The following is a 19,180-nucleotide window of genomic DNA, read 5'->3' on the forward strand; positions in this document are numbered from 1 at the left end:
ATCGCCGCCATCATCCGGCGGCGCAGCGGCCGGCCTTCGGCAAGCTTCATGCGCTCGGCCATCGGCATGGTCTGGTCGTGCCAGGGCGCCTCGCCGTCATCGCCGTCGCCGGCGGCCTGTTGCATCACGGCCGCGCCCTGCTCCGCCGACAGCGGCGTGACACCCGCCCCATCCAGCGACACCAGCCCGGCCAGAAATCCGTTCAACCAGGAGCGCTGCTCGGCGGAAAACGGCGCGGTCTCGGGGATCAGCGCGATCGGTGGCGAAGGCGACATCTGGTTCATTCCACGGTCTCCGCCATACGCCTAAGGGTGTCGATATCGTTGCGGGCGGCGAAGCGGACGAAGGTCTCTGTGGCGTCCGTGCGGTTCGCGAGATAGGCCCTGAGCACACGCTCGACCGCGCGCGGCGCATCCTCGGCCTTGACGTCGCGATAAAGTTCACGGGCCATGGCACCGTCCGGCCCGAACCCGCCGCCGACATGGAGGTGATAGCCGTCCACCGTGTCGCCATCGTCGTTCAGCGGCACGCGGGCGCCGATCAATCCGATGTCCCCGATATAATGCTGCGCGCACGAGTGATGGCAGCCGGTCAGGTGAACATTCACCGGCGTATCGAGCGCAACGCGCTCTTCGCACCAGGCCGCGATCTCATCGGCATTTTCCTTGGTGTGCGCGGCGGCGAAGCGGCACCCGGTTGCCCCGGTACAGGCCACCAGCCCGGCGCGAATGGCCGACGTCTCGATCGCCAGATCGAGCAGCTTGATCGCCTCGACGACCGTGGTGACATCGGCGTCGGCGATTCCGGACAGCAACAGGTTCTGCCAGACCGTCAATCGGATGTCGCCGTCACCGTAATCCTGCGCCAGTTTCGCCAGGCCGCGAATCTGCGCCGGCGACAGCCGCCCGAGCTTCAAGGCGATGCCGATCCAGTTGCGACCGGCCTGTTTTTGCGGATGAACACCCAGATGGGCTGTCCGGTCATACGCTGGCCGAGGAGCAACGGCATCGGCCGGGACCCTGGTCAACGCGTACCCGAGCTTGTCTTCGACCGCCTTGAGGAACTTTTCGAATCCCCACGCATCGAGCACGTACTTCAGCCGCGCCTTGTTGCGATTGGTACGATCGCCGTGTTCGATGAAGACGCGCACGATGGCGTCGGCAACCCGGGTTGCCTCCGCCGGCTTCAGGATCACACCGGTGTCGCGGGCGAGATCCTTGTGACCGGTGATGCCGCCGAGCGCCAGCCGGTAATAGATCGCGGCATCAGCGCCATGCCCCTCTTTCAGTTCAACAGCCTGGAACGCGATATCGTTGGTATCCTCGAGCACCGGGATGCGACCCGCGCCATCGAATGCGACGTTGAACTTTCGCGGCAGCCCGAACAGCGAGCGATCATTCAGGATATGATAATGCCATTCCCGCGCATGCGGGCGGGTGTCCAGCAGTTCCTGCGGATCGATCCCCGCGGTCGGCGTTCCCGTGACATTGCGGATATTGTCCGCCCCCGATCCCCGCGAGCACAGCCCGAGATCCTGAATGCCCTCGATGACATTGATGGCGTTCTTCGGTTCGATCTCGCGGATCTGCAGGTTGGCACGGGTCGTGACATGGGCGTAGCCGCCCGCGAACTGCTCGGCCAGATCGGCCACGCCGGCGAACTGCCAGTGCTTGAGAATGCCATTCGGAATCCGCATCCGGCACATGTAGGAGTTCTGCGCCGGCGCGACGTAGAAGATGCCGTAGTAGCGCCAGCGAAAATTGTCGGCCGGTTTCGGCGCCTCGTTGGCATGCGCCTGGGCGACCAGACGCGGATAGGCATCGAACGGATGTTCGTCGCGCTTGATTTTTTCCTGCTCGTTGAGCTTGCCGCCGGCAGCGACCGTCCGGTCCTGGGCCTTGAGGTGAATGGCATCCGGGCCGACGGGTTCGGAATGTGCCGGTGCGTTCGCCCGCGCGGCGCGCGAGGCGCTGAGGCCGGAGACAAACCCCTCGAGGTAGCGCTTCTGGTCGGGGGTAAAATCACCGGACATGATCATGCGGCCTTTCGTTCGGCAAGCGCGCGGCCGAACATCAGATCATCGCGGATCGCGGCGATCGGCGCCGCAGTCCGGATCAGCTCCAGGTACCAGAGCGCATCCTGGGTATCGCCGACCAGCACTGCGCCGGTCAGCCGATCGTTCTCCACAACCAGCTTCTTGTAGGTTGCAAGCCGCGCATCATTCAGAACGATCGCTTCGCTTGCGGCACTGCCGAGAAAATCGCCAGCCGAGAAAACGCTGACACCCGAAACCTTCAGATTGGTGGCGACGACGCTGCCGGCGTACTGCGCACGCCCCTCGCCCAGCACATCCGCCAGCACCCGCGCCTGCTCATAGGCCGGCTCGACCAACCCGTAACAGGTGCCACGATGTTCGGCACACTCGCCGAGCGCGTAGATACCCGGCACCGATGTCTGCATCAGGTCGTCGACGACGATGCCGCGATTGACGCTCACACCTGCGTCCCGGGCCAGGCCCGCATTGGGGCGAATGCCGGCGGCGAAAATCACCGCGTCGGTTGCAATGCTGGTGCCGTCGGCAAACGTGATCCCTTCGACGACCGTCTCCCCGACAATATGCGACGTGCTCGCCTCCAGCACGACGCTGACACCCTTGGCCTCGACCAGACGCTTGAGCAGCGCGCCGGCCGGGGTGTCGAGCTGGCGTTCCATCAGGCGATCCATCAGATGCACCAGGGTGACGTTCGATCCGGCCTTGGCCAGCCCATAGGCGGCCTCGAGTCCCAGCAGTCCCCCGCCGATCACCACAACGCGCTTCTTCTCGGCGGCCAGTCGCAGCAGCAGATCGACATCGCGGCTGTCGCGAAAGGTATGGACGCCGTCGAGCTGAGCGCCCGGCACGTTCAATCGCAGCGCCTGCGAGCCGGTGGCGAACACCAGCTTGGCAAACGGCACCGCGCGGCCATCCGCCAGTTGCACGGTCCTGCTTTCGACATCGACCGATGTCGCCGCCCGGCCATAACTCAGTGTGACGCCCCGGTCGCGCCACCATTGCGCCGGCTTGAGCTCGATGTCCGCGGATGCGACCTCGCCGGCCAGCACGGACGACAGCAGCACGCGGTTATAGGCAAGCCGCGGCTCGTCGCCGATGATCGCAACCGCATATTTCCCAAGCGTGCGCTTGGCGAGTTCCTCCGCCAACCGTGCGGCGGCCATGCCGTTACCGATGATGACAAGGGGTTCACTCACGGTAGCCGCCTCACTCTGTGAAGTTACGCCGCTTCCACATACCGATGCCGTTCGTAAAGGAACTCGAGCACGCGCTGCCGGCACTTGAGGTAAGTCGGATTGGCCGCCAGCTCGAGACGCTTGCGCGGGTGCGGCAGCGGCACGTCGAGGATCTCGCCGATCCTGGCGCTCGGACCGTTGGTCATCATCACGATGCGATCGGACAACAGCACGGCTTCGTCGACGTCGTGGGTGATCATCATCACCGTATTGTTGAGCTTCTGGTGCAGCGCCATCACCGAGTCCTGCAGATGGGCGCGGGTCAACGCATCGAGCGCGCCAAACGGCTCGTCGAGCAGCAGCACCTTCGGCTCCATGGCCAGCGCCCGCGCAATACCCACACGCTGCTTCATGCCGCCGGAGATTTCACCCGGACGCTTGTCCTTGGCGTGGGCCATCTGCACCAGATTGAGATTGTGCATCACCCAGGCATCGCGCTCGGTCCGGCTCTTGCTCTTGGCAAAAACCTTGTCGACGCCAAGCCGAACGTTGTCATAGACCGTCAGCCACGGCAGCAGGCTGTGGTTCTGAAACACGACGGCGCGGTCGGGCCCCGGCGAATTCACCTCCCGATCTTCCAGCAACACGCCGCCACGGGTGGCCGGCGTGAGCCCGGCGACGATGTTGAGCATCGTCGACTTGCCGCAGCCGGAGTGGCCGATGATCGAGACATATTCGCCCTGCGCGATGGTCAGATTGATATCCTTCAGGACCTCGGTTTCGGTCGCGCCGCGTGTGAAGGTCTTGTCGATGTGGTCGAGCTTGAGATAGGCCTGCATGACAATCTCCCTCAGTTGGTAGCAGTGCCGCGGGTGACGATGGTCGCAAGCAGCGCGATCATGCGGTCCAGCACGAAACCGATGATGCCTACATAGAAAAGCGCCAGGATGATTTCGCTGATGTGCGAGGAATTCCAGGCGTCCCAGATGAAGAAGCCGATGCCGACGCCGCCGATCAGCATTTCGGCTGCGATGATCGCGAGCCACGACAGTCCGATGCCGATACGCAGACCCGTGAAGATGTACGGCGCGGCGGCCGGGATCATGATCTTGGCGAAGAACTCCAGCGGATTGAGCTGCACCACCGCCGCGACGTTGCGATAGTCCTGCGGAATGTTGCGAATGCCGACGGCGGTGTTGATGATGATCGGCCAGATCGAGGTGATGAAGATGACGAAGATCGCCGACGGCTGGCCGTCGCGGAATGCGGCCAGTGACAGCGGCAGCCAGGCCAGCGGCGGGATGGTGCGCAGCACCTGGAAGATCGGATCGAGGCCGCGCATCGCCCACACCGATTGACCAACCAGCGTTCCCAGCGCGACGCCGACGACCACGGAGAGCGAGTAGCCGAGGGCGACGCGCTGCAGGCTCGCGGACAAGTGCCAGAACAGCCCCTTGTCGATGCCGCCATGGTCGAAGAACGGATCGAGGATCAATTCCCTGGTATCACGCAGGACGCGCGATGGCGGCGGCAGCGTCGAGCCGGCCTTGCGGCACAAGAGCTCCCACACCAGCAGAAAAAGCGCGATCACGATCACCGGCGGGATGACCCGCGCCGATGCTTCCCGACCGAACTTCAACAATTTGTCGGTCAGCGGCGGGCGCTTCGGCGACAAAGTCAGGATCGGCGCCGACACGGCCGGCACTTTGGTGACGGGCTCGGTCTTGAGCGCGGGCATGTTCATTGCGTGATTCTCCAGGATCGAAATTCAAAGGGAGCGGGGCCGCCCGCGGACAGGCGGCCCGACAGTCGTCAGGCTTCCACCCGCTTGATCGTGAGCGACTTGAGGTACGCCGACGGATTTTCCGGATCGAAGACCTTGCCGTCGAAGAAGGTTTCCTTGCCACGCGAGGTCGAGGTCGGGATGTCGGACGCGGCAACGCCAAGTTCCTTCGCCGCCTCGCGCCACAGATCCTCGCGGTTGACCTTGGCGATCAACGCCTTGGCATCGTAGTTCGCCTCATACTTGCCCCAGCGGATATCTTCGGTGATGAACCAGAGGTCGTGGCTCTGGAACGGATACGACGCCTGGTCTTTCCAGAAGCGCATCTGATGCGGACTGTTGTCGACCACGCGGCCGGTGCCATAGTCGAACTTGCCCTTCATGCGGTCAGTGACGTCCTCGACCGGAACGTTGATCCACTGGCGCTTGGCGCAGATCGCCGCGGTTTCTTCGCGGTTCTCCATCTTCTCGCACCACTGCTGAGCTTCCATGACGGCCATCAGCAGGGCCTTGGCCGCCTTCGGATACTTGTCGACGTACGCCGCGCGCAGACCGAAGGATTTTTCCGGGTGCTTGTCCCACAATTCGCCGGTGGTCAGCGCGGTGTATCCGATCTCCTGATGGATGAGCTGCAGATTCCACGGCTCACAGACGCAGAACGCGTCCATGGTGCCCACTTTCATGTTCGCGACCATCTGGGCCGGGGGGACAACGATCGTTTCGATGTCCTTGTCGGGATCAATGCCTCCTGCCGCGAGCCAATAGCGAATCCACAAATCGTGGGTGCCGCCCGGGAACGTCATCGCCGCCTTGACGGCTTTCCCCGATGCCTTCTTCTTGTCGAGTGCCGGCTTGAACGGGGTGGTATCGACGCCGATCTTCAGGTCGCTGTACTCCTTGGCGACCGAGATGCACTGGCCGTTCAGGTTCAGCCGCGCCAGGATGTACATCGGCGTCGGCACGTTGTTCTGCGTCACCTTGCCGGATGAAATGAGATAGGGCATCGGCGTCAGGATGTGTGCGCCGTCGATACCGTTGCCTTCGGATCCCAGCACCAGATTGTCGCGGGTGGTGCCCCACGAGGCCTGCTTCTGCACCTCGACATCGGGCATGCCGTATTTGGCGAAGATGCCCTTCTCCTTGGCAACGAACAGCGGCGATGCATCGGTCAGCGCGATGAAGCCGAGCTTGGCGCCCTTCACTTCCGGTCCCGCGCCTTGCGCAAATGCGCCGCCTGGAAAGTTCAGCTTGATCGAGGCCAACAGTGCGGCCGTGCCGGCGCCGGCCTTGATCAGCGTGCGCCGATTGACGCTGCGGCCGTTTGATCCTTCGTTGGATCCCTTGGTGGTCTTCGTCATCGTGTCCGTCTTCCTTTTCCGGTGTGGCCCTGAGTGCTGCCAGTCCGGCCTTGCGTCCGCTCCAAACGACAAATGCCGCCCCCGGGGAGCGCGCGGATGCGTTTCCTCGGGACAGCGGCATTGCTGTTTGGTCCTCCAGCGGACCGATGGCCTTCGTCTCAGCCTGGAATCCTTTTATTCAAACTCCGTGCCAGTTTTTAAATCCGGATAACCTATTGATTTAATTTCAATTCATCGAATCGCATCCCAAGGCGCAGCCCTGCGGCCGGCCTTTCCGGTTTGCATGCAGATTGATTTGTGTGCACCGCACAAAGTTTAGGCAGCGAAGGATGCCTGCGGAGTTTCAGGCTCTGGAAGGCCGACGAATGGCAAAGGACTTGAGGTGATTTGCGATGTCGTCGGGATCGAATGCCGGGCCCGTAAACGCGCCAATGCCATCGGCGACTCCGTGCGCCGGCTCCGCGGTCGAACCGAGCGCTCTGTCATAGAGATCGGGCCTGAAGACGGACTTGGCAATCTGGAGCGCCTCCGGCGTGGCCGCGGTTTGGCCCCAACGGACCATCTGGGCGTAGAGCCACGCCGCCTGGACCGGATCAGGCCGCGCGGCGCCCTCCCGGCCGACCAAGAGGTAGCGCCCGCTTTCGCGGAGCTTGCCATCGGGCGATATCTTCAGGCGACCGTCGAGGGTACGGCGGATGACTTCGGCATCGACGCCCATCCGGTCCGAACCGGCCAGGATCTCGGCCGCTACGGCCCGGTTCTCCGGCTTCTCGATGAAGGCAGCGGCACGCTGGCAGGCGCGCACCAACGCAGCGAGAGTGTCGGGATTGTCATCGGCCCAGCGCTGGCGCACCGCCAGCACCTTCTCGGCGGCCCGCACCAGGATGTCCGAGACGAAATGCAGGATGTGGCCGATGCCGAGATCGACGGCGACCGAATTCCAGGGCGCGCCGACACAGAACGCATCGACATGACCGTTGGCCAGGCTGTCCACCATATAGGGCGGCGGCAACACCACCAGGCGCACGTCCTCATCGGGATCCACGCCGCCCGCCGCCATCCAGAACCGCAACTGGTAATTATGGGTGGAAAACGGAAACGTCATGCCGAAGGTCAGCGGCTCCAGCCCCTTGTCCCGGCGGGCTGCAACGACGCGAGCCAACGCCTTTGCCGTCACCATCGGATCGGTCACGTCACCTTCGATCTGCACCATGATCGCGGCATGCAGAGCCGGTGAAATGGTGATCGCATTGCCGTTCACACCCAGCGTGAACGGGGCAATAATCGGCACCTTGACATGACCGAGGCCGAGGCTCGAGGCGATGGCGACCGGCGCCAGCAGATGGGCGGCGTCGAACAGGCCGAGATTGAGCTTGTCGCGCACATTGGACCAAGAGACTTCGCGCACCAGCGTGACGTCCAGCCCCTCCGCTGCTGTGAACCCCTTGTCGACCGCGACGATCAGCGCTGCGGCGTCGATCAGCGGAATGAATCCGATGCGCAACGGTTTGCCGGTCATTTCAACATCTCCGCAGCCGTGATGATCGACTGTGCGATATCGGCGATCTTCTTTTTCTCGCGCATCGCGGTCGACCGCATCAGCACATAGGCCTCGTCTTCGGTCAGCCCCTTCAGCTTCATCAGCAAGCCTTTGGCCCGATCGATGACCTTGCGCTCTTCCAGCGCCGACTTGGTGCGGTCGAGCTCATCCTGCAGCCGCGCGAACGCGTTGAAGCGCGAGATGCAGAGATCGAGCACCGGCTTGATCCGCTCCTTCTTCAGGCCGTCGACGATATAGGCCGAGACCCCGGCATCGACCGAGGCCTGGATGGAGGCGGAATCACTCTGGTCGACGAACATGGCGATGGGACGCCTGACAGCCCGGCTGACCTGGAACATCTGTTCCAGCACGTCGCGGCTGGGGTTTTCGAGGTCGATCACGATCACATCCGGATCGATGGCGTAGATGCGCGCCAGCAGGTTCTGCATCTCGCTGATATGCTCAACAGCGGTAAATCCCGCCTCCCGCAGCCCCTCCTGCAGGATGGCGGCCCGGATCGGACTTTCGTCGACAATCACGATTTTGGTCGATTCCGCCGGCATTCAACGCTCATTCGCCGGTCAGGCCGGCCCACCACGGTTATCTGCAAACAGGCGCGTCATTGGGCCCGAGGTGTCCAGATCCGCGCCGGCACACGGTCGGACCTTAACTGGCCTTGAAATCAACAGTAATCAAGGCTAGCTCCTCCGCTTCTAACCGGATGGAGAATGATGGACAAGGGCGTCGCGCCAAAAGTCAGTTTCGTGTCCTTGGGTTGCCCCAAGGCGCTGGTGGATTCCGAGCGCATCATCACGCGGCTGCGCGCGGAAGGCTATGAGCTGGCGCGCAAGCATGACGGCGCCGACCTCGTCATCGTCAACACCTGCGGTTTCCTCGACAGCGCCAAGCAGGAATCGCTCGGCGCCATCGGCGAGGCCATGGCCGAGAACGGCAAGGTCATCGTCACCGGCTGCATGGGCGCCGAGCCCGAACAGATCGAGCAGGCCTATCCGGGCGTGCTGTCGATCACCGGCCCGCAGCAGTACGAAAGCGTGCTGGACGCCGTGCATCGCGCCATCCCGCCGCTGCATAACCCGCACCTCGACCTGGTGCCGCCGCAGGGCATCAAGCTGACGCCGCGGCACTACGCCTATCTGAAGATCTCCGAAGGCTGCAACAACCGCTGCACCTTCTGCATCATTCCCAAGCTGCGCGGCGACCTCGTTTCGCGCACCGCCGACGACGTGCTGCGCGAGGCCGAGAAGCTGGTCAATGCCGGCGTCAAGGAGTTGCTGGTGGTGTCGCAGGATACCTCGGCTTACGGCATCGATCTGAAATATGCGCCGGCCCAATGGAAGGATCGCGAGGTCCGCACCCGCTTCTACGATCTCGCCCGCGAACTCGGTGAACTCGGCGCCTGGGTCCGCCTGCAATACGTCTACCCCTACCCGCATGTCGATGAAGTCATCGGCCTGATGACCGAGGGCAAGGTGCTGCCTTACCTCGACATCCCGTTCCAGCATGCAAGCCCCGACGTGCTCAAGCAGATGAAACGTCCCGCTGCGCAGGACAAGACCCTGGGACGGATCAAGGCGTGGCGTGAACAGTGCCCTGACCTGACCTTGCGCTCGACCTTCATCGTCGGCTTCCCCGGCGAGACCGATTCCGATTTCGCTTATCTGCTGGACTGGCTCGACGAGGCCGAGATCGATCGCGTCGGGTGCTTCAAATACGAACCCGTTGCCGGAGCGACCTCGAACGCGCTGGACAACGCTGTCCCCGACGAGATCAAGGCCGAGCGCTGGAATGCGCTGATGGCGCGGCAACAGAAGATCTCGGCGCGACGGCTGAAGCGCAAGGTCGGCACCCGTCAGCAGGTGATCATCGACGAGGTCGGCCCAAGTGTTGCGAAGGGGCGCTCCAAGGCGGACGCGCCTCAGATCGATGGCAATGTCTACGTCACCAGCCGTCGTCCGCTGCGTGTCGGCGACATCGTCACCGCCAAGATCGAGCGCGCCGACGAATACGACCTGCATGGCAGTGTCGCAGGCTTCTGATCGCTGCCGCTTGACACCACGGGCCATTCGGATGTATTGGCCCGCCCCATGACATTGACCCGGACCATCATCCGCGCAGACCGCCGTCGTCGCTCGTTCGACGATGATGGGTCGCGCCGTGTCCGACGACAACGCTGAACAAATAAATCAGCAACGTTTTCGAGAAGGCCGCACCCGCAAGGTGCGGCCTTCTCGCGTTTTGGCCCAAAACTTCCCCCCACGGTGTCAATCACAGGAGTGCCCCATGACCGTTGCAATACATCCGTTCGATGCGCTGATGGACATCACGGCGCGCCCGCCCGTCGTGTTCGCGCGCGGCGAAGGCGCATGGCTGTGGGATGACGCCGGCAAGCGCTATCTCGATTTCGTGCAGGGCTGGGCTGTGAACTGCCTGGGACACTCGCCGCCGGCGATTGCCGACGCGCTTGCCGCGCAGGCGAAACTGCTGCTGACGCCGAGTCCTGCATTCTACAATGGCCCGAGCGTCAAGCTGGCAAAAGCCCTCGTCGATCAGAGCTGCTTCCGGCAGGTGTTTTTCACCAATTCCGGTGCGGAGGCCAACGAAGGCGCGATCAAGCTCGCCCGCAAATACGGTGCGCTGCATCGCAACGGCGCCTATGAAATCATCACCTTCGAAGGCGGCTTCCATGGCCGGACGCTGGCCACCATGTCGGCGTGCGGCAAGAAGGCGTTCGAGCCCTTGTTCGAGCCGAAAGTCCCCGGCTTTCCGAAAGCGAAGCTCAACGACATCGACTCGGTCAAACGCCTGATCGGCGACAAGACCATCGGCGTGATGCTGGAGCCGATCCAGGGCGAGGCCGGCGTGTGGCCGGCGACGGACGAATTTCTGCAGGCGTTGCGCGCGTTGACAACGGAGCAAGGGCTGCTGCTGATCGTCGATGAGATCCAGACCGGCATCGGCCGGACCGGAAAGCTGTTCCACTACGAGCACGCCGGCATCACGCCGGATATCATGACCCTGGGCAAAGGCATCGGCGGCGGCGTGCCGCTCGCGGCCCTGCTAGCGACCGAGGCTGCGTCCTGTTTCGCGCATGGCGACCAGGGCGGCACCTTCAACGGCAATCCGCTGATGTGCGCGGCCGGTCTCGCGGTTTTGCAGCAGGTCGCTCAGCCGGATTTTCTGAAGGCGGTGACCGGCAACGGGCTGTTTCTCGAAAGCGAATTGCAGCGATTGTCGGCGCGGCACGGTCTCGGCAGTGTCCGCGGCAAGGGACTGCTGCTTGCGCTCGACCTGAAGCGCCCGATCGGCGCAGCGATCGTTGCCGAAGGGCTGCAGGATGGCGTGCTGCTCAACGCGCCACAGCCAGATACGCTACGGTTCATGCCGGCCCTGAACGTCACGCGTGATGAGATCATGCAGATGATCACGATGCTCGACACCATCCTGCGCAAGCTCGGCGTGGCGCGCTGCGTCGGCTGACGTGAGCATGAGAGATCGACGGTAGCGCTCGTCACCGAGGCTGCCGCCGATCGATTTCGAGGGCCGTGCTCGGTCACACCACGTCATGGTTTGGAGCCCTGCCCCCTTGTGTGATGTCGTATCCGGAGGCGCATTTCCGCTAAACCAAAGATTTAATTTTCTCGGAGCACAACTTTGGCTTGCAATCCCTCCGGAAAGGCGTTCTGATTGCACCGTGGCCCGACCACAACCTCATCAAGTGATAAATCGGAAGACCCCCGCGCAGCTTGCCAGGTAGGAAGGGCAGATGCCACGGCCGACGGATCGTCAGTCAGCTACGATTGCGTTGCCCAAGCTCACCCTGCCGAGCGGAGGTGGACGAACCGGCGATCCACCGAGTGCCTTTGCCGCCGACGAAAACCTCGGCAGCGGCACGCTGATCTTTCCATTCGACCTGCCGGTAGCCCGTGAGCTCACGCTGCAGCTCGCGATCAGTTATTCCAGTGGCGGCGGCAATGGCCTGTTCGGCGTCGGCTTCTCCATCGACATCCCCAGCTTTTCCCTGAACACGCGCTTCGGCGTGCCGCGTTACGACGGCAGCGATCCGGTCACCTTCACCGGTGAGGATCTCGTCCCGTCGCTGCTGCCGGACCCGGGAGGCTCCTGGGTCCGCGAGATCTCCAAGCGCACCGAGGATGGTGTCGCCTTCGAGGTCACGCGTTATCAGCCACGGATCGAAAGCCAATTCACCCTGATTGAACATTGGGTCGATGCCGCCTCGCAACAAAGCCACTGGCGCACCACCAGCACCGACAATGTGGTGAGCGAGTACGGGAAAACGCCCGCGGCGCGGGTCGCAGATCCGTCGGACCCAAGCCATATCGTGGAATGGTTCATCGAGCAGAGCACGAACGCGAAGGGGGAGCGGATCGCGTTCCACTATATCGAGGAAAACCGCGACAACGTTCCGGACCGTCCCGCCGATCAGGGGCGTGTCGTGGGTGCGAACCGCTACCCTCACCGCATCGAATACGGCAACTATATCGTCGGTGGCCCGGATGGCGATGTCGAGCGCTTCGCCTACGAGATCGTCTTCGATTATGGCGGCTTCGATTTCGATGCATCATTGCAGCCACTCGTCTCCTGGCCGATGCGGAACGATCCCTTTTCCAGCTTCATATCCGGCTTCGAGCGGCGAACCTACCGGCTGTGCCACGGCCTGCTCGCCTATGTCAGTATTCCCGAGTTGTTCGACGGCCGCAGGACACTGACCCGCGCCTATCGATTTGGCTACGAGCAGCAGCCCTTCGTCGCGCTGCTCACCTCCATCGAGCAGATCGGCTATCGCTGGCAGCAGGACGGCATCGCCTGGTCACGGGCAGCGATGCCGGCACTGACCTTGAGCTATTCCGGCTTCGCGCCCGATGCGGGCAGGTTTCACACCCTGACCACCGAGCAGCGGATTCCGGCGGCCCCCGGTTATCTCGATCCGGCGGGATTCCAACTGGTCGATCTCGACGGCGACGGACTGCCGGGACTCCTGCAGAGCAATGCCGCCTCCACGATCTATTGGCGTCCTGAAGGTGACGGCCGCTACGCGCAAGGCGCCCCTCTTCAGTTTCCCATCGAGCGAGATCTCGGCCGCCCTGATCTGGCACTGCTTGATCTTGAGTCCAACGGCCATCTCGATCTGGTTGTCACGGCGCCGGCGCGGGCCGGCTATTACCGTCACGAATACGACGAATGGCAGACCTTTCGGCCATTCGAGCGCGCCCCCACAAGTCTTTCCGACCAGCAGACCCAATATATCGATCTGAGCGGCAACGGCCTCGCCGATCTCGTGCTGTTTTCCGGCCGCAACCTGCTGATTTATCCCTCGCTCGGCTCAGACGGCTTCGGACCGGCGCAGCGACGGACACGACCGTTTCCGTTGGCGTCACCGGATGACCCGACCATGTTCACCACCTTCGCCGACATGTTCGGCGATGGTCTGCAGCACTGGGTGGTGATCACCAACGGCGAGGTCCAGTGCTGGCCCAACCTCGGTCGCGGCCGTTTTGGTGAACCGGTCATCTTTGACAATGTCCCGCGTTTCGGCGCGGAGTTCGATGCGCGCCGGATTCGGCTGCTCGACGCCGACGGATCGGGCTGCGCCGATATCCTGTATCTCCAGCCCGACCACATCGCGCTCTATCGCAACCAGAACGGCAACGGCTTCTCGGCGCCGGTGTCGATCACGCTGCCGCAGCTGGCGAGCACGCTGGATCGCATCACGACCGCCGACGTACTCGGCACCGGATGCGCCGGGCTGGTTTTCACCAGCGCCATACCGGCCGCGACCCAGAGTTTTTATGATTTCGGCATCGACGGCGGGGCCAATGGCGCAAAACCCTATCTTCTGGTCGAGACCGACAATCATCTCGGTGCGCTGACGCGCATCTCCTACCGCTCGTCGACACGTTGCTTCCTCGATGACAAGCACACCGGCAGGCCATGGCTGACACGGCTGCCCTTCCCGGTGCAGGTTGTCGACCGTCTCGAAGTTCTGGAGCAGGTCACCGGCAGCCGCCAGGTTCGAACCTTCGACTATCATGATGGCTACTTCGATGCGGCCGACCGCGAGTTCCGCGGCTTCGCCTGTGTCGAGCGTCGCGACAGCGAAAGCTTCGAAACATTCAAGCGCGACGGCCTTTTTGCCGCAACCGACTTCCACGCCGGCAACGCTCCTCTCCACCAGCCGCCGAGCCTGGTCAGGACCTGGTACGACGTCGGCGCCTACGATCCCACCGGCGCGCTCGCCAAGGCCCAACGACTGCAATTCTTCCAGGGCGACCCGGATGCCGCTCCGATCCTGGGCAACCGCCTGGATCCAGCGATCTGGGATTACTCCCGGCCGCTGCTGCGGCAGGCCCAGTCCGCCAGCAAGGGTCGCATCATCCGCGAGGAAATCTACGGCGAGGACGGCTCAGCTCTCGCCGCGGTGCCCTATAAGGTCACGCAGAACCGCCTCTACGTTCGCCTGTTGCAGCCCACCGCGAACAATGTCTTCGCATCGTTCCTGGTCGCCGATTGCGAAACCATCGTCTACGACTATGAGCGCGAAGCGAGCGATCCCCAGGTGTCGCACAGCTTCGCGCTGGAGATCGATGGCTTCGGCATCGTCGTTCGCGATTGCGGCGTGAATTATCCAAGGCGCCGTCAGGTCGATACCCGCAGCGACGAGAACCCGGCACACGGGCGGGTGCCCGAGCAGGATGCGCTGCACGCGACCGCTACGCTGACCGACGTCATCAACGTCATCGACGGGATGCGGTGGATCGGCCTTCCCTGCCAGGAACAGACCCTTGAACTGAATGGCCTCGATCCCGGACCGTCCGGCTATTTCAGTTTCGAACTGATCGGCAAGCAGATCGATCAAGCACTTGCCGACGTCGTCCCCTATGCCTCGCTGTTCAAGGCGGGAGCGAGGCAGGCCCGGGTACGAAACATCTCCCGCGTGTTTTTCTGGAACGACGCGCAGACTGCGGCGCTGCCGCTTGGACAGACCGGCATCCGTGCGCTTGAGCATCACGACGCCGACGCGGTATTTCCGGACGGCCTGTTGCGCGCGCAGCAGCTGTTTAGGGCGTCCTCAAGCCTCGTTCCGGAGTTGAATCAGGCCGTCCTGCCCGTCGCGTTGCGCGACCAGTTCGCGCTGGCCAGCATCGCCCTGCCGCAAGGCCCACTCAGCACCGTGACCGTTGAGGCTCCCGATCAGCGTTGGTCGGTCACCGATCAGACGACCGGGCAGGTGTATACGATCATAGCTGAAACGTCCGATCTCATGGTCGCGCGCGACGTGTTTGGCGTACTGGCAGACGGCTTGCCGGAACAAGCCGGTTATGTGCTGGAAGACGGTTATTGGTGGAATCGCGGCGACGTCGGCAGCTATTTCACCGAGCCAAGACAGTTCTACATGCTGTCAGCAATCGAAAACCTGTTCGCTGCACCGGATTCGACACTGCGTTCAAAATCGGTGCTGAGCTACGACCAGGCGCAGCTGCATGTCACGACGCTCTCGCAATGGCTGAGCGACAGCGAACAGAATGTCACGCAGCTGACGATGGATTATCAGGCGTTGCTGCCGGCGCGTGTGACGAACCCCAATCTTGTCGTCAACGAAGGATTGTATGATCCGTTGGCGCGGCTGATTGCGACCTCGCTGCACAAGGGCGCGACCGGAGACAAGCCGCTGTCGGATTATGTGGTTCGAAGCGGCACGACCCTGGCAGATGTGGTGGCCCGCCCGGCCTACTATCTGCAGGGCGCTTCGAGCTTCCAGTTCCAGGATATGTTCGCATGGAGCGGAGATCGCCAGCCGACGGCGGTCTGCTCGCTGGCGCGTGAAATCCATGTCAGCGATCTGGCCGCGGACAAGGTGTCCCCGATCACCCTCGAAATCCAATTCATTGACGGGCTGGCGCGCGAGATCGAAACCAAGAAAGCCAGCGATCCTGGTCCTGCCATCATCCGCCCCCCCGCCGGCGCCCTCGCCCGCACCGCCAATGGCGCCGTGCAGCGCGCCGTGGTGGCCGAGCGCTACTGGGTCAGCGGACGCACCGTGTTCAACAACAAGGGCCTGCCGGTCAAAGTCTACCTGCCGTATTTTTCCAACACGCCCCACTATGAGGATCGCACTGACGTGGCCGAGGCCGGCCTGCTGCCGCCTCCGACCGTCATTCACTACGATGCGCTCAACCGCGCCACGCGGATCGACACGCCCAAGGGCTTCTTCAACCTGAATGTCTATCGGGCCTGGACACGCTGGCTCTACGACGAAGACGACACCGTCAAGCAATCGACCTACTACCAGCAAAACATCGATAATCCGCAGACGCCGCTCTCGGAGCGCGAAGCGCTGCGCAAGGCCGCGATTTTCAACGATACCCCGGATGTGCTGATCCTGGATCCGACCGGCGAGCCGGTTCGACGGGTGCAGATCCAGGTCGAGGCGGACAATGACACGGTCGGCGTGCCGCGGTATCTGACCACACGACGAACGCTCGACGCCGACGGCGATACCATCGCCATCGCCGATCCGCGCCTGATGGCGCTGACGCCGCCGATCGACAATGTGCAGTACCTGCTCGACATGTCGGGCACGGCCCTGCTCGAAGTCGCCGTCGATTCCGGGCGACGCGCCCAGTGCGCCGACATCAATGGCAATCCGATCCGGCTATGCGACGGACGCGGCGTGGAGATCGCCAAATCTTACGATCGTCTGCAGCGTTTGAGCGACATTGACGTCCGTGAGGGGGCGGATGCGCCATGGTGGACGGCGGAACGGGTGGTCTATGGCGAAGGCCAGGCCGGAGATATCGATCATAATCTCCGCGGGCAAGTCTATCGGAGCTTCGACCAGGGCGGCACCGCCACGTATCCGGATTACAACATCCAGGCCCAGCCGCTTGTGCTGGAACGGCAGCTGACCCAGGCCTATTCAGGCGAGATCGACTGGAGCAAAGCCGGGCCGACGGCTCTCGAGGCTGTCCCGCTGGTCGAACGCTGGCGCTACGATGCGCTGCACCGCGTCACCGAGGAGCAAAGTCCGGATGGCCGCCGGATCATTCCCAGTTACGGCCCCTCCACCCTCCTCACCTCGTTGACGCTGGAACAGGACGGCACGTCGCGGCCGATCGTCACCGAGATCGAACACGACGCCTCCAACCAGAGGATGCGCATCGCGCTGGCCAACCAGGCCGTGTCGCGTTTCGACTATGAGCCGACCACCCTGCGGCTGCTCAACATCAAGACCGAACGTCCCGACGCCTCCGGCGCCAAAACAATCCAGGACCGCAGCTACACCTACGATCCAGTCGGCAACGTCACCCAGACCCGCGACAACGCCCGCGAACTCGTGTTCTTCCGGCAGCAGGCGGTCTCCCCGGTCAGCGATTACACCACCGACTCGCTCTACCGGCTGCTCCGCGCCACCGGCGTACAACAACCAGGGCTCACCGTGGCCCGCGAGAACAGCCCTCGCCCCTACGACGTCAATAACCGCGAAGAGCTTGAGACCTATCTGCAGACATACAGGTATGACGACGGCAACAACCTGACAGAGATGCGCCACACCGCGGCCTCCGGCAACTGGACCCGCCGTATCGCGATTGCGCCCTTGTCCAATCGTGGCGCCCCGGTCGACGCCGGATCGGCGGCCTACGACCGCAACGGCAACATGACCGATCTCGGCGCGCTCTCCGGCATGGAATGGAGCTGGCGCAACGGTCTGCTGGACGTCGCCAGCATCAAGCGCGATCAGGACAAGGCCGACGATTCCGCCTCTTTCCAGTATGACGCGCGGGGGCGCCGGCTGCGCAAGACCATCCAGCGCAAGATCTCCGCCGGCGAGACCGAACTGGAAGAGACCGTCTATCTCGGCGCCTACCAGCGTCGCCGTATCATCCGCGTGCAGAACGGCACATCGCAGATCATCCTTGAGCGCCACGATCTGCAGATCCTGGACGATCTGCGTTACGGCGAAACCTCGTCCGGCGGCGATGCGGCATCCAACCGTGACGCCCACGGCGGCGACGCGCTGACGCCGGTGCCGCGCAGCGACGGCCGCCGTGCATTCGCCACCGAGTATCGCTGGACCATCGACGAACGCAGCCGCGAAACCAGCTCGCTCGACACCAAGCTGACGCGCTATCCGCTGCTGACGTTCTTGGGCTCGGTCACCGTCGAGCTCGACGACGCCGGCAGCGTCGTCAGCAATGAGGAATACTACCCCTACGGCGTCACGGCGGCGTTTTCGGCGATCTCGCCCAGCGAGCAATCGTTGAAGATGTACCGTTACGTCGGCAAAGAGCGCGACGCAACGACGGGGCTGTATTACTTCGGCGCGCGTTACTACGTGCCCTCCCTCGGCCGATGGCTCAGCGCCGATCCGGCCGGCTTCAATGACGGCACCAATCTCTATCTCTATGTCGGCGGAAATCCGGTCACCTATACCGATCCGACCGGACTGGCCAAAACCAAGAACACGGCGACTGTCTCCGACCTGCAGACCAAGCTGGCCACTGCGAAAGGCAGGCTGAAAAAAGCAGAGAAAGGTGTTGCGCTGGCCGAGGCCCAGGTCCAGGCCAACAAGGGATTGAAGATCTACGCCAAAAAACTGGTCGAGGCCCGCAGAGAACGCACCAATGCCCGATCTCAGGTCACGCGAATTTCGAACCAGCTGATCAAGCTGAAGAGCGCCTCCTCCTCCAGCATCCCAACCATTCCCGCCTACCATAATCCCGGCGGCCCGCTGGTGATCCTGCAGCCGCCAACCCATCCGGGCCCGAGTGCGGGCACGCTGATCGCCAGCCCGCCTTCGACAGCCTATATCGCCGACCTCCACAAAGAGCAGCGCTCGGCGACAATCGAAAGTGACGTGCGCAACTACACGAAGATGGCCAACCAGTACATCCAGTCGTTACCCAGCAAGCAATTGGTCTGCGTCTCCAGCGACCGCAAGACCACCGGCTCGATCGGCTACAACGCTGGCAAGATCGCCGGCAAGGAACGCGATCTCGCCAACACGGCCTCACCTGGCACTTACGCGTCGAGTCAGGTGGTCGGCCATGTGCCGGACACCGCGGCAACCGGACTGTCTTATTCTCCGCTGGGCTGGTTCCAGCAGAACAAGACCGCCAACAGTATTGTCGGCGGCGGCCTCTATGCCGGCCGTGTCATTACCGTCTATCTGGTCAAGGAGCAGAACGGCAAAGTCTATCAATACTAGCCGGCAACGTCCCCGTGATGCCGGCT

Annotated in this window: 11 protein-coding genes; 3 read left to right on the forward strand and 8 right to left on the reverse strand. The window is 63.1% G+C overall.

All coding sequences use genetic code 11. The features are described from left to right. The 8 genes from HY68_RS38675 to HY68_RS38710 all read right to left on the reverse strand — a co-directional run. On the reverse strand, positions 1-284 hold a 284-nt coding region (locus tag HY68_RS38675), incomplete at its 3' end, for a hypothetical protein (RefSeq protein ID WP_042002398.1). Further along, complete coding sequence (locus HY68_RS38680) at positions 281-2,038, reverse strand: NirA family protein (RefSeq protein WP_198533582.1); 1,758 nt, start codon at positions 2,036-2,038, stop codon at positions 281-283. The genes HY68_RS38675 and HY68_RS38680, both read right to left, overlap by 4 nt. After that, positions 2,035-3,249 carry an FAD-dependent oxidoreductase gene (locus HY68_RS38685; protein WP_052457589.1) on the reverse strand — a complete coding sequence of 405 codons (1,215 nt, stop codon included), beginning with the start codon at positions 3,247-3,249 and terminating at the stop codon, positions 2,035-2,037. The genes HY68_RS38680 and HY68_RS38685 overlap by 4 nt, the downstream gene beginning before the upstream one ends. 23 nt (positions 3,250-3,272) lie before the next feature. Continuing rightward, the gene (locus HY68_RS38690; protein WP_042002399.1) at positions 3,273-4,067 is read right to left on the reverse strand and encodes an ABC transporter ATP-binding protein; all 795 of its coding nucleotides are present in this window, start codon (positions 4,065-4,067) and stop codon (positions 3,273-3,275) included. A gap of 11 nt (positions 4,068-4,078) precedes the next feature. Then, positions 4,079-4,972: a nitrate ABC transporter permease gene (ntrB, locus tag HY68_RS38695; protein WP_042002400.1), complete on the reverse strand. Its 894-nt coding sequence runs from the start codon at positions 4,970-4,972 to the stop codon at positions 4,079-4,081. A gap of 68 nt (positions 4,973-5,040) precedes the next feature. Beyond that, a complete protein-coding gene (locus HY68_RS38700) occupies positions 5,041-6,369 on the reverse strand; it encodes a CmpA/NrtA family ABC transporter substrate-binding protein (protein ID WP_042002401.1) in 1,329 nt (442 codons plus the stop codon). 343 nt (positions 6,370-6,712) lie between these two features. Next, on the reverse strand, positions 6,713-7,888 hold the full coding sequence (locus HY68_RS38705; protein WP_042002402.1) for a CmpA/NrtA family ABC transporter substrate-binding protein: 1,176 nt from the start codon (positions 7,886-7,888) through the stop codon (positions 6,713-6,715). Beyond that, positions 7,885-8,472: an ANTAR domain-containing protein gene (locus HY68_RS38710; protein ID WP_042002403.1), complete on the reverse strand. Its 588-nt coding sequence runs from the start codon at positions 8,470-8,472 to the stop codon at positions 7,885-7,887. Before HY68_RS38710 ends, HY68_RS38705 begins: the two co-directional genes overlap by 4 nt. Positions 8,473-8,637: 165 nt before the next feature. Between HY68_RS38710 and rimO the strand changes: the two genes are divergently transcribed. From rimO to HY68_RS38725, 3 genes are all read left to right on the forward strand, one after another. After that, a complete protein-coding gene (gene rimO, locus HY68_RS38715) occupies positions 8,638-9,966 on the forward strand; it encodes a 30S ribosomal protein S12 methylthiotransferase RimO (protein ID WP_198533583.1) in 1,329 nt (442 codons plus the stop codon). 244 nt (positions 9,967-10,210) lie between these two features. Next, positions 10,211-11,407, forward strand: a complete 1,197-nt coding sequence (locus tag HY68_RS38720) for an acetylornithine transaminase (RefSeq protein ID WP_042002405.1) — start codon at positions 10,211-10,213, stop codon at positions 11,405-11,407. Positions 11,408-11,732: 325 nt separating this feature from the next. Further along, a complete protein-coding gene (locus HY68_RS38725; protein ID WP_042002406.1) occupies positions 11,733-19,154 on the forward strand; it encodes a SpvB/TcaC N-terminal domain-containing protein in 7,422 nt (2,473 codons plus the stop codon). Positions 19,155-19,180 lie beyond the last annotated feature (26 nt).

The organism is Streptomyces sp. AcH 505 (genome assembly GCF_000818175.1).
In the GTDB taxonomy this organism is placed as follows: Bacteria; Actinomycetota; Actinomycetes; order Streptomycetales; family Streptomycetaceae; genus Streptomyces.

Bases quoted from the DNA above. Each gene is read 5' to 3' on its own strand.
- ntrB (WP_042002400.1), bottom strand. From the start codon at position 4,972: ATGAACATGCCCGCGCTCAAGACCGAGCCCGTCACCAAAGTGCCGGCC.
- HY68_RS38690 (WP_042002399.1), bottom strand. From the start codon at position 4,067: ATGCAGGCCTATCTCAAGCTCGACCACATCGACAAGACCTTCACACGC.
- rimO (WP_198533583.1), top strand. From the start codon at position 8,638: ATGATGGACAAGGGCGTCGCGCCAAAAGTCAGTTTCGTGTCCTTGGGT.
- HY68_RS38710 (WP_042002403.1), bottom strand. From the start codon at position 8,472: ATGCCGGCGGAATCGACCAAAATCGTGATTGTCGACGAAAGTCCGATC.
- HY68_RS38680 (WP_198533582.1), bottom strand. From the start codon at position 2,038: ATGATCATGTCCGGTGATTTTACCCCCGACCAGAAGCGCTACCTCGAG.
- HY68_RS38720 (WP_042002405.1), top strand. From the start codon at position 10,211: ATGACCGTTGCAATACATCCGTTCGATGCGCTGATGGACATCACGGCG.
- HY68_RS38700 (WP_042002401.1), bottom strand. From the start codon at position 6,369: ATGACGAAGACCACCAAGGGATCCAACGAAGGATCAAACGGCCGCAGC.
- HY68_RS38705 (WP_042002402.1), bottom strand. From the start codon at position 7,888: ATGACCGGCAAACCGTTGCGCATCGGATTCATTCCGCTGATCGACGCC.